The organism is Chitinophaga sp., from assembly GCF_035538455.1.
Lineage (GTDB): Bacteria > Bacteroidota > Bacteroidia > Chitinophagales > Chitinophagaceae > Chitinophaga.
In genome coordinates, this window is sequence record NZ_DATLKJ010000235.1 from 1 (window position 1) to 13146 (window position 13146).

The 13146-nt window shown below is 46.8% G+C and carries 8 protein-coding genes; 1 reads left to right on the top strand and 7 read right to left on the bottom strand.

The annotated features are described in order from the left end of the window. On the top strand, positions 1-1279 hold a 1279-nt coding region (gene metK / locus VM802_RS27715), incomplete at its 5' end, for a methionine adenosyltransferase (protein ID WP_524537104.1). 80 nt (positions 1280-1359) lie between these two features. Here metK and VM802_RS27720 read toward each other — a convergent pair. The 7 genes from VM802_RS27720 to VM802_RS27750 all read right to left on the bottom strand — a co-directional run. Then, entirely contained in the window at positions 1360-2301 is a 942-nt protein-coding gene (locus tag VM802_RS27720; protein WP_325536893.1) for an alpha/beta fold hydrolase, read from the bottom strand. 6 nt (positions 2302-2307) lie between these two features. Beyond that, on the bottom strand, positions 2308-3075 hold the full coding sequence (locus VM802_RS27725; protein ID WP_325536895.1) for a carboxylesterase family protein: 768 nt from the start codon (positions 3073-3075) through the stop codon (positions 2308-2310). A gap of 38 nt (positions 3076-3113) precedes the next feature. Next, the gene (locus VM802_RS27730; protein WP_325536897.1) at positions 3114-3839 is read right to left on the bottom strand and encodes a TolC family protein; all 726 of its coding nucleotides are present in this window, start codon (positions 3837-3839) and stop codon (positions 3114-3116) included. Beyond that, the gene (locus VM802_RS27735; RefSeq protein ID WP_325536899.1) at positions 3836-5266 is read right to left on the bottom strand and encodes an O-antigen ligase family protein; all 1431 of its coding nucleotides are present in this window, start codon (positions 5264-5266) and stop codon (positions 3836-3838) included. Before VM802_RS27735 ends, VM802_RS27730 begins: the two co-directional genes overlap by 4 nt. Positions 5267-5403: 137 nt before the next feature. After that, positions 5404-6468 carry an acyltransferase family protein gene (locus VM802_RS27740; protein WP_325536901.1) on the bottom strand — a complete coding sequence of 355 codons (1065 nt, stop codon included), beginning with the start codon at positions 6466-6468 and terminating at the stop codon, positions 5404-5406. Between the two features lie 10 nt (positions 6469-6478). Continuing rightward, complete coding sequence (locus tag VM802_RS27745; RefSeq protein ID WP_325536903.1) at positions 6479-8665, bottom strand: exopolysaccharide transport family protein; 2187 nt, start codon at positions 8663-8665, stop codon at positions 6479-6481. Between the two features lie 389 nt (positions 8666-9054). Continuing rightward, on the bottom strand, positions 9055-13146 hold a 4092-nt coding region (locus VM802_RS27750), incomplete at its 5' end, for a fibronectin type III domain-containing protein (RefSeq protein WP_325536905.1).

Here is a 13146-nt window from a genome sequence, read left to right on the forward strand (position 1 = left end):
AAACAACAAATCCGAGATTTTTATGCCTTATTTATTTACGTCTGAATCCGTTTCAGAAGGCCATCCTGATAAAGTTGCTGATCAGATCTCCGATGCATTGATCGATCATTTTCTGGCCTATGACCCAAAGTCTAAAGTAGCATGTGAAACATTGGTGACTACCGGACAGGTTGTATTGGCAGGTGAAGTGAAATCAGAGGCATACCTGGACGTACAGGACATCGCCCGCGAAGTGATCCGTAAGATCGGTTATACCAAGAGTGAATACATGTTTGAAGCTAATTCCTGCGGTATTCTCTCTGCTATCCATGAACAGTCTCCAGATATCAACCAGGGCGTTGACCGTAAGTCTCCTGAAGAGCAGGGCGCCGGCGACCAAGGCATGATGTTCGGTTACGCTTCCCGCGAAACTGAAAACTATATGCCGCTCGCACTGGACCTCGCACACAAGTTGCTGCTGGAACTGGCAGCATTGCGCCGTGAAAACAAGGATATTACTTATCTGCGCCCGGATGCCAAATCACAGGTAACTATCGAATATTCTGATGATAACAAACCGGTAAGGATCGATACGATCGTTATCTCTACCCAGCATGATGATTTTGATGTAGATGAAAAGATGCTGGCTAAGATTAAGGAAGATATGATCAACATCCTGATTCCCCGCGTGAAAGCACAGCTAAAACCTGAATTGCAGAAATTATTTGAAGGTTTCGAAATCAATCACCACATCAACCCAACCGGTAAATTTGTAATCGGTGGCCCTCACGGTGATACCGGCTTAACAGGCCGTAAAATCATCGTAGATACTTACGGTGGTAAAGGTGCGCACGGTGGTGGTGCTTTCTCCGGAAAAGATCCTTCCAAAGTAGACCGCTCTGCTGCTTACGCTACCCGTCACATTGCAAAGAACCTGGTTGCTGCCGGTATTTGCGATGAGGTACTGGTACAGGTTTCCTATGCTATCGGCGTAGCTAAACCTTGTGGTGTATATGTAAACACTTACGGTACATCCAAAGTAAACTTGAACGATGGTGACATCGCAAGAAAGGTAGAAGAGATCTTCGACCTGCGTCCTTACGCTATCGAGCAGCGCCTGAAACTGCGTAACCCAATCTATAGCGACACTGCTGCCTATGGGCACATGGGCCGCGAACCTAAAGTGGTTACCAAAGTATTCAACAAAGGCAAGAAGAACGAAAAATCAGTAGAGGTAGAACTGTTTACATGGGAGAAACTCGACTATGTAGATAAAGTGAAAGCCGCATTCGGCCTGTAATCATCTCTACAGCTAAAATAAAAGAGAACGGGTCCTCCGCTATAAGCGAGGGACCCGTTCTCTTTTATTTTACAGACCTGTCATTTCATATTATTTGTAAGATAATCGTACATCAGCGGATTCACGACGTCAGGTTGCTCATAATGAGGCATATGACCCGCATTGTTGATTTCGTGTGCCAGGAGGGAAGGATACAGCAATCTGTAGCCATCCAGCTTCTCCGGAGGAAAGAAAGGGTCCTGGCGCCCGTACAGCAGCATAATCCTGTTTGGAGGAATGTTCTTCAACAGGTATAGCTGGTTTTTACTAAGCATGTTCATCCAGGTAGAGAGTGTAAGGCGTTTGTAGCCTTTAAAGTTCATGAAATAAGCCAGCCGCTTTGCATAGTCGTTGAACAGCGGCTGGTTGACAAACTCCTTTCGCTGCTTTTCAATAGAGCGCGGATACCAGTAGCCGCTCATCATCAGATCAGAAAGCCCCGGGACATAAAGCAGCTTGTTGGGCTGTAAATCGCCGCTGGCAGCAGGATCCAGCAGCACCACGTGATCTACCTGTTCCGGATGCAGTCCGGCATAATCCATCCCGATGGCCGCGCCCATTGACATAGCGATGATGTCAAATGAGCCGCGGATATGTAACGTGTCCAGCAATGCAGTGAGCTGCCTGCGGTAAAGTGCAAGATCATAGGTAATATCCGGCCGGTCTGAATAACCGCGGCCGTAGAGATCATAGGTCAGAACCCGATATCCTTTTGACAACAGCCAGGAACGGTTGTATTTCCATACTTCCATACCGGTGGAGCCTCCACCGTGTATCAGTACGAGCAACCTGGCTGTGTCAGGTCCGGAAAGGCTGTAATGCACAAGCCCTTCCCGTAATTGTATGAACCTTCCCGGAGCGTGGCTGCGGGCATTATTGTCCAGCGTAGCCGTTTCCTGCGTGTTCCTGTAAAAAAGAAAACAGATTACAAACAACGCAATGAAAACAAGTAATGCCAGTATCCATTTTTTGAGATGCATCATAAGGGCTTAGCGTTTGTATTGCAGCAGCCACTCGTAAATGTTATACCCGTTCTCCCGGTAGGAGGGATTGTAGTATTGTTCCCAGCAGCAATGTTTGTGATCGCCAATGGTAAGCCTGGTAAGGCCGGGTTTATATTTATTGGTGCTGTCTGCATATAATTTACAGTTGCCGAGGAACACAGGTTCATCTGTGCCGCCAAAATACCAGGTATGGATCTTGTTGGCAGCTGTAACACTGAAGCTCTTCAGGTTTTTTTCATCGATAGTAGCGGGCGACATATTCACGGCCGCCGCAATCCTCTTCGCCAGGGTTTTGTCAGTAACCGCCATGGCCACAGACCAGCCGCCGGCGCTGTATCCTGTAATATAGATACGGGTGGTGTCAATAGGGTATCTTTTGATCACATCACTGAGGGCAACATTCAGTTCCTCTGGGCCAAGCGACCAGCTGGTTGCCAGCGGCGCCATCACGATGAACTCATATTTCTTACCATCCACTTTATTGACCGCGTCGATATTTTTCCCTTCATGCATCTGGCGGGCAACACCTTGCCTGAATATTTTTGTAACATCGTTACCGGCAATGCTGCGACCATGCAGGCAGATGAGCAATGGGTATCTTTTCCCGGCGGACATATTTTCCGGCAGGCGCATTAATGCGGGAATATGGTGCCAGGGCGTAATCTGCACCTCTATCTGTTTAAAGGGTTTTAAATCAGCAGTAGGGGATACCGCTGCCTGAAGCAGCAATCCCAGTAACACTATAGTCTTCATTTTTCTTCAATAATTTTTCAGAACATTCACAATGGAAATTACAGGTGTAACAATACTTCTTCCAGTGTAGTACCGATAATCGCTTCCAGTGCTATTTTCGATTGTGCCAGATCGCGTTGCAGTGTAACCTTACGAACCATTTCTCCATTGTAAATTCTGTACGCATTGTTCAATCCTTCTACAGCAACGTCTTTATTACCGGTAGAAAACTGTTGTTCTGTTTGTTTGTAGTGATTATATGCATCTTCAAGCAAAGGCAGTTCCAGCTCATACAGTTGTTTGTTCATCGCATAGTCCTCATAGGCGCGCAGTACGGCAGATTTGATGGTCAGCGATTCGCCCTCCTTCTGAATATCAGCAATCTTTCCATTCGCCCTTGCTATTTTTGTTTCATTAGGAATGCTGATTAAATTTCCGATCGGTACCATGATACCAAAGTTATACCTGGGATATAAGGTATTGTTGTTGGTCCCGTTGCCGCTGCTCCCTTTGATCGTAAATTCGTTGAGGTTGCCCGCAGCTGTGATCATGTTGAGCCAGGCGGCTTTAGCCCTGTTTTCCTCATACTTGGAGATCTGTTTTTTTACATCCTGTATTTTCACTGTAGGATTGTTCATTGCCAGTTCTACCAGGCGCTCTTTCAGTCTCTTCACAGTTGGGGGATCAGCAGGAAGTCGGAGGATGATACTTGTATCTGCTGAATTTACCTGAGCAACAGCACTCATGGAAGCCACTAATAGAAATAATAATAACCCTCTTTTCATGATGTGGGATTTGGAGATGATAATAAATATTTTAATTTCAAAATGACCCCTGTCAGCGCATATATCAGCAGGGCGGATTCTATCAGCCCTGAAGATTCCTGCGCATACTGCGCCACCACCATCGCAAACATGACGCATATGATGGCCAGCGTGTATTGCCGTTCCTGTTCCGTACTACTACGGAAGTAGAGCGATACAGCATATTGCATAAGAATATACAGGTTAACGCACACGATGATAAGTCCTATCCATCCCTGTTCCAGGGCCGTGCGCAGATAGCCGCTGTCAGGGGGGAAGCCCTGCAGCTCACTGCCGGAGCCAGGTTCGCAGCTCAGGAAGCCACCGCCTATCGGGTGACTGAATATATAAGGCTGAATACGGTGACGGTTTACGTCCCGAACATTCATCGAAGCATCGTCGCTACCGGAGAAGGCGGTCCTGATCCTGATAATAGTGGGGTTACTGTGAAATGGTCCCACCATCATTACCATAAACGCTGCCGCAAATATCAGTGTACCGATCACCGTGTTGCGATTACGAAGGTTCACAAACAACATAATCAGCAGGCCAATCGGCACCATCACATAACCGGTACGCGTACCCGAATAACCCAGCGCCATCGCCTGCAATATCATAGATAGTATAAGCAGCGCTTTCTTTTGTATGGAGATCAGCTTCATCGAACTGGTAAGCAAAACCACATTCATAACGATACCACATGCCATCAGCAGCCCGAACACAGCAGGGTCCGACACGAATGAAAAAATGCGGATGCCGGTGAGGATAAGTACCGTTTTGAATTTCTCCGGATACTTGTGAATGAAAGCCTGTTCAAACGGCAACAACCCAAACCACTGCTGGATACAGGCGTAGAGCGCTGCCAACGTGAGCATAACAATCCAGTATTTGAAAAAGAATTTCAGATCATCCATATTACGGATCATCCTCGTGGCCAGGTATATGTAGATCATGTTGCGCACATATACCCTTGCGAAGGTGGTCCAACCATTCCTGTTAGGGATATTGGGGTTCACAAACTGCAAGAGGATAAAAGCGCCATATACGTAAAAGGAGATCACGAGCGGATCGCGGATGAAGTCTACCTTGCCGCCGGGATTATCTTCTCTTTTAATAAGGCTGCCTAATAAGGTTACCATCAAAACAGCGTCTATCACTACGCCTACCGGAATCTCCGTTCCGACAACCCTCTCCAGTAATCTTACTGTAAGTGCTACCGTAAGTGAAATATAATAACCGGTGCGGTAGTTCAGAAAACAGATCGCCGCCATTACCAGACCGACGAAGCCTACCACCAGTAACATGGTGTACTTTACATCGGTGGCGCTCAGCCACGCAATAGCCGGTACCAGCAGACACCAGCAGGCGATGATAAAAAATAAGGTTATATTTTTCTTCGCTAATTCCACGGTTATCGTTTTACAGGAACACTATTTTTACAGCCATCGCAAGAATGGTAAATCCGATGAAGACCATAATCAGCATCTGGTGCAAATGTTGGTCTATAGGCTTTTTCTTTTGTGTCCGCATTTCTGATAGTATGTGTTTAAGCTGCTTTCACAGCGGTTTTTTCTCCGAATTTTCCGGCAAATAAAAATCCAAGTCCCCAGTAGGTACAAGCTCTGTACACAATGATGGAAAGATAGATGGACGCTGGTATGGTGACCAGCAGCAGTACCACACCGTTACTGACACCTGCATACAGCAGGAGTGCGCGCAGCACCGCTGCAATGGTAACATGCAGCAGGTAGATATACAGTGAATAATGCCCGATTACGTTCAGGAACTTCATTTTTCCTGTATGCGCCAGCCATGAGGCCAGCGATATTATAAACAGGCAGCCGTTCAGGGCAATCAGCATGAACAGGTAAAGGTTCATATGTTGATGATGCAGGTAGTACCATTGCAGCACTGCAAATACAGGCAGCATCAGCAGCAGGTTGCGCAGGTCAGACAGCTTCTGCTGTACGTTGTCCCTGAGAAAGAATGCAGCGGTAATATCCCCCACCGCAAAAAATATATAATGCAGGGCAATGTCGTACCAGGCGCTGATATGCTGCACATATGGTGCTATGCCAAGCAACACCATACCTATTACCAGTTGCCAGGCTTTCTTTTCCCGCACCATCAGTGATGCCAACAGGTAAAGGATGGTGACATTAAACAGTGCAAAAAGATACCACAGTTGATCCAGCGTTCTTGGCTGCAGGAATATATTGGCATAATCCTTCACGGTACGCACCGAATTAGTATAGCCCGAAAACACGATCTGCAGCGAGATCTGGAACACGGCCCACAACAGATAGGGATACAGCAACGTATTCACTTTCGAAATGGCAAAGTGTTTTGGCCCTCTCTTCTGTATACTCCTGCTGAAGAAGAAACCTGACAGCAGGAAGAACAGTGGCATACGGAAACTGTACAGCATATCGTTCAGCGATGTTACGCTGGTAGGCAATGCTACGTGGCTTGCCAAGAGTCCATATGCCAGGTGTCTGTACACAACAAGTATTATTGCAATGCCTTTGGCATAGTCCACCCAGGCATAACGTGATTCATTTTTTACGGGTCTGAATCCAAACAAATGGGAAATAAATGGTTGTTCGCTCATTTTCTTTACATCATAGCTCGATAAAATCTTCTTTCACATCATTCAATACAGCTCCGATGAATTTATCGCCCAGCTGCTCCAGGAACTCAGACGATTCTTTATCGATCTGTTTCATCCTGAGATGTGAAGAGAAGATCGCTACCACACCTTCGGCATAAACGGCCAGTTCCTTGCTGTCTGTAAAATCATTCAGAGGCGCACCTTCCATGAGAATGTAATCATAGTGTTGCTTTAGTTCCTGCAGGTAGTTCAACAGGTGATTGGCCGGCAGTATCTCCGACGGGGTATAGTCTCCACCTTTACATCCTATCACTTCAATACCCGGTGTTGCGTATGTGGTAACGATCTCTTTTATTTTTCCAATGTTGAATTCGGAAGGGGGAACAGAGAAGGACTCCAGTGTAGGATTTGCTTCCATCTGTACAGTGAGGTCATTGTTGCAGAAGTTGGTATCAATTACCAGCACCTTTTTGTTGCTCAGGCTTAAGCTGTAAGCTACTGCCTGAAGCAAAGTAGTTTTACCCTGCTGAGGTTCTGTACTGGTGAACAGGAATATTTTCCTGCTGCTGTGCTCCAGTTCGAACCGCAGCTTGCGCAGCAGCTCACGGAAGATATTCTGTCTTTTCAACCACTGTGCTTCACTGGATTTCTTCTGCAGTATTTCCAGGATGCCATGCCTGGTGAGGTTAGCATGATTGATAGTACTGATAAGTTTGAGGTTGGTAGAACGATTGAATACGGACGGAGATTTGATAGAGCTGTCCATGAATTCTGCGAACAGGATACTGATGCAGGAGATCATAAACACTGCGAACCCGGCCATGCCCATGATCATCATGCGCTTGGACTTCTCTGGCGTGAAGGCGGGCTGACCTTTGAGTGTCTGACGGAAATTGTCCAGCGGAACGTTGCGGTTGTCCAGTGCAGAGCTGAGTTTTTCCTTCAGCTTGTTGTATTCGTCCTGCGCGAGTTTTACTTCACTTTCCAGTGTAGTAACGGTAGCTTCTTTGTTGGCATAGGACCCTAATGAAGATCGCAGTCTGGCGATTTTTCCTTCAAGGGTGCTGATATTGAGGCGGGATGCACTGAGCTGTGCTTCGAGTTCGCCTTTACGTTGCTGCAGCTCTTCACGGGAAACCACTTTACCGGTAGGTGAAGACATTTCTACCATGCTGCGTTGCAGCTTGCTGCGCAGCCCTTTGATTTTGTCTGCCAGCTCATTATCATTGGAGCCGGTGCGGGTATATTCGTCATTGAGCTCATTGATCTGTTTTCTCAGCGAAACAATATCACCGTTGGAGGTACCATATACGGGTTTGTTGCTGTTCATTTGGGAGAGCTGATTGTTCACGTTGTCAAGGGAAGCCTGGAATGTGTTGCTGTTGGCCCTTTCGTCGGTCAGTGATCCTTCAAATTGTTTGATGAGATCCATTTCATTGCCGCTGGCAGTTTCTACGTTCAGCACTCCCTGGGATGTTTTGTAGCCCCTAAGAGCTTCCACCTTCTGGTCCAGCTCGGTCTTTTTCTGATTCACGAGTGACTCGAAGGTATTTACATTTTCTCCGGAACGCTCTGAACGGGAGCTGCGATAGAAGCGGATAAACTCGCGGTACAGTGTATTTACTGTAAACGCAGACAGTTCAGGATTTTCGGCGTAACAGTTGATGTTGATATAATCAGTTCTGGTAAGACGGCCAACATTGATCATCTTTCTCAGGGATTCGTAATCATATTTATACAGTTTCATGAACTCAAGCACCTTACGCTCTTCCGGCAGAGAAGAGGAGATTACCTGCAGGGAATCAAGTTTCTGCTTACAGATCCGGAGTATATCTTCCTTTTTTACTTCTGTATATGCAGGCTTCTTCAGTTCTTGTTCCGTCAGCGTTCTGAAGGGTTTGGGATCGGTCAGATCATGAATGAGCAGATCGCACGACAGCAGGCCCATCACCAATGGAGAGTTCACTGTTTCGATCACGTTGTCAAATTTCACATCTGCTTCGAAGAGGTTTACATTTTCATCACGCAGCTTTATCTGTTCGTTTGTTGTGTAGCCCGTGGACATCTGCGCAGTGGATAGATAGAGTTTGGGTTTCCCGATGGTAAAGGCAAATGCAGCCACAACAGCAATGATGGTACTTAAAATGATCCACCATTTCTTTTTTATTAATGCCTTTAGTAAAAATGTGATATCCATAAAATATATTTCCCTTTTTTGCTTGTATTCTTGTATCAGGTGTGGAACATGCATCAATATTGCACTGCCAGATACCTGATGGTAAATGGAATATCAGAGGAGATGGTAAAATTTCAGGAGTCATACCGGATGGTCATGGCCGGTCGGACCTAATTGGCTTGTCGGAGGATAAGGCTAATGGGGAAAGATATCCGGGAGCATAGTTATTCCAGGTATATCCGGTTATGGTGCAAAGGTATGATATATGACCAAAATGTATTTCATTTTTATGCGAATGATAAGATTTAGTTGGTTATCGCTGAAGTTTGGGGGGTAAACAGTTGTAATAAAAAAATATCCGCCATGCATTTATCGCATGGCGGATATTTTTATTGTTATCGTGATGAATATCAACGTTGTTTCATGATCACTTTGCTTTGTGTTTCACCTGTGGCCGCAGTCACTTTCAGGATATACATGCCTGTAGTGCTAATGCTACTTTGGGTATTGATCCTAACAGTGTTCCTGCCTTGCGGTGCATCTCTTCTCACTTCGGTATATACTTTCCTGCCACTCATATCAGTGATTTCAATCAACAGGTTCGTTGTTTTCTGTAGTGTGATATCAACTGCCAGTGCATCTGCAAACGGATTCGGATATGTATTTACCTGCATACTGCTGCCGGTGCTGTTCGCAGATTTATCTGTTGAAACAGCAGACTTGTCAGACAGATTAGTGAGACTGCCGGTAGTCATTACCTTATTGTTATTCAGCGGAGCCACAGAGTTAGCTACGATTTCAATGGCATTGATGTAACCTACCTGTCCGCCCTGAGGAATGCTGAGTATGAACGCAATCTCTCCGTTTGACGCTGGCGTGATATTGTTATAGGTAACCACATTGCTGGTATTGTTCTGTACATACAATGTCTGGCTCACTCCGTTGATGGTATACTTAGTGCTGCCGTTGTCTGGCTGCGGTGCCCACCATTTACTGCTGGAGAAGAATTTGATAGTATATGTCTTGCTTGTTTCCAGTCCTGTGATATGCCCCGTCATAGTTGGCGAACCATTGAAGAAGCCTGGTAGTGATCCGAAATAGAGGTGATCATGCATTACGGCATCCGGGTATACACCGCTGTTATTGCCTGTGGTAGCGCCTTCGCCGTTGGTAGCCCACCAATATTCATCGAAGTTCAGTCCCACACCGGTAATCTGGCCCTGATCATTTTTCAGGTTGGCATTGGTCCTGCCGGTTATGTCGTTCCATGGGGAAGGTGCATCTGTCTGGTGCCTGATACGGAGCAGCAGTCTGTAAGAACCTGTGCTGGCAGGTGTGTTAACGGTCAGGTTGAAGGTTGCAGTATCCTTGTTACCGTGTGTATCTGTCGCGATGATACCAATGTTGTTGTACTGTCCTGCGTTGTTGGTGGCAGGTGCGAGTGCAATATGTATATCGCCCGGATTCTGTACAATGGTAGCGAAGGATGGTAAATTCAGCCCTGTATAAGTGAGTGCGTCGTTATCAGGATCTGTAGCTGAAACCGGTACGTTCAGTGTTGTGCCGGCATCCATTGTCTGATTACTGATGGCAGCAATCACCGGTGGACGGTTTGGCGTAACTGGTCCGCTGCCGCCTGCATTTACTTCGAGGGCATTAAGATAGCCTACCTGTCCGCCTGTTGGGATGCTCAGTGTGAATACAATCTCACCATTGGCATCAGGTGTCACATTTTCAAAGATGGCCCTGTTAGTGGTATTATTCTGAACGTATAATGTCTTGGTTACACCATTGACAGTAAAGGCTGTGCTGCCGTTATCCGGCTGAGGCGCCCACCAGTTGCTGCCTGCATGGAACTTAAGCGTATAAGTCCTGTTGGTTTCAAGTCCGGAGAGGTGACCGTGCATTACTGGTGCGCCATTGAAGAATCCAGGCAATGAACCGAAGTACAGGTATTCTTTCAGTACAACATCCGGATATACGCCGCTGTTGTTACCGGTCTGTGGTCCTTCTACACCTGCAGCCCACCATGACTCTTCAAATCTCAGGCCTACATTGGTCTGTTGTCCGGTGGTATCTTTCAGGTTGTTGGTAACGCTGCCGCCTATATTGTTCCATGGCGCGGGTGCGTCTGTATTGAGCTTGAAGTTAAGCAGCAGGGTATAATTCGGCGACGGATTATCATTTACCGTCAGTGTGAACTGTTTGGTATCGATGCCGCCTTGGTTATCCTGTGCCTGTACTTTAACGATGTAGGTACCGGCATCCTTGTATCCTGCATTCACTGTGAGCAGGCAAGTATCGTTGTTGCTCTGTAATGTTACGAAAGGAGGCAGCTGCAGAGCCGTCCAGGTAAAGGTATTACCTGGGTTCTGGTCTGTAAGGCTCAGTTTTAATACTTTCTGCACGCCTTCATCCGCTGTGCTGTCGGTAACCGGATTGATCACCGGCGGATAGTTATCATTTACTTCAAGGTTGAAGAAGGAGGTGTCTGCACCATTGTTATTGTCTTTCGCGATAACGCCGATACCATTATACGTGCCTTGCTGAGCCACTGTAGGCGCGATGTTCAAGTAAGTGGTTGTACCGTTCTGCTGCAGTGTAACAAATGCCGGGGCATTGTACAGGCTGAGAGTGATCGGATCATTATCCGGATCGGTGGCGTTTACGGGAACATTTACAGTGGTACCGTAGCGGATCGTCCTGCTTGCGATAGAATCTATAACAGGCGGGTTGTTCAGCGATTTGGCATACGTTGCTTTGGTAAAGGTGGAGTAACCTCCATCGCCAACGGCACGTACTTTATAATATGCTACTGTATTTGCAGTGAGTGATGAATCTGACCATGCACCCTGACCGCTGGTGATTGGCGGCAGGCTGGCAATGACGTTGAAGTGAAGACTATCAGCCAGTGAGCGGTGTACTTCGTAGCCGGTCTCATTGGTTGCGTTGTCTGTCCAGGTCAGTTTCACGATCTGTGTGGACACTGCGGTAGTGACCAGGTTAGCAGGCGTCGCCGGCGGCAACGGTTTGGCTGCTGTAGTCGCATTGGCAGTTGACGTGTATGCAGATTCACCATAGGTGCCGATCGCCCTGATCTTATAGTAATAAGTAGTGCTGGCTTGTAATAAGGTATCTGTATAAGTTGCTATGTTCGCTGCCGTGGTAGTTACGACACTATAAGTACCATTGCTGGTAGCACTGCGGTATATTTCGAAGCCTGTTTCGTTGTTACTGTTGTCGGTCCAGTTCAGCTTGATCTTGCTGAAGTTCACGGTGCTGGCGGTCAGTCCGGAAGGAGCTGTCGGCGGGTTGCCTGTTACAGCGTTCGGGTCTACGAATGCATCAGCAGGGATCAGTTGGCGAGAGATGCCTCCGAGTGTATTGGTCCAGTATACCTGCATGGTGGAACCGGCAGTGGTTGTATTCTGGAAATAAGTGATAGTGATCGGATATACGCCTGCATTGGCAAGTACAGTACCGGTTTTAGATTGCGAAGCGTGAACGCCATCATTACTTACTGTGGAAGTAGCTGTGTTGGTGTATGTCTTGTTGAAATACAACTTGCTACCATCGTCAGAAACGGTTTCAAAGGTGTAAGTGCCGGTAGATGGTATCTTAATATAACCTGTCCACATGTATGCATATCCGGTAGCGCCTGCGGGAACCTGTGTAAGATCCGGTACGAAAGCTGTTCCGGTCTGTGCAGGTGTGAGGGTTGTAAAATTGGGTAAGGATGTCCAGGTACCGGTATAATACTTCGCTGTCAGGTTACCTTTCTTCATCTTCACAGTTACCTGGTTGCTTGGCGTTGAGTATTTGCCCGCGACATCTTTGGCTTTTACCGTGAAGTTATACCAGTTACCATCTGTAAGACCGGTAACGTTGAAGGTAGTCACATTACCTGCGGCTACGTAGAATGCGCCATTGGCAAAGATTTCATAGCCAGCCACTGCGGCATCATCTGTAGCGGCAGTCCAGGTCAGTGTAACGGTGTTGTTGGTGACATTAGATGCTACCAGGTTGCCCGGAGGAGTAGGAGCGGAGCTGTCCTGTACGGTAACGGCTTTTACTTCAGCAGAGAGCGGGCCTGCGGCATTATCATTTACCGGGCGCACCCTGTAGAAGTAGGAAGTGTTTGGTATAAGACCATTATCGGTAAAGGTTACAACGTTGGTATTGTTCTTTCCAACAAGGATGTAAGGACCGCCGGCCTGTGTGGCGCGGTAGATCTCAAAATATTTTTCATTAAAGGCCGGAGTTGGATTATCTGTCCAGCTAATAGTAGCCTGTATTTTGGTAGTAGAGGATACAGCGAGGTTGCTGATTGCATCCGGGCCGTTGATACCATTGGTGTTGACAATCCTGAATGTATCAGAATAACCGCTGAAGCAGTTGTTAGTTGCTTTTACGCGTACTATATAGCTACCTGCTGAGGAAGCGGTGAGTGTATTGGTGGTGCTCAGTATTGTGTTGCTGCCTGATTTTACCCATTCATACTT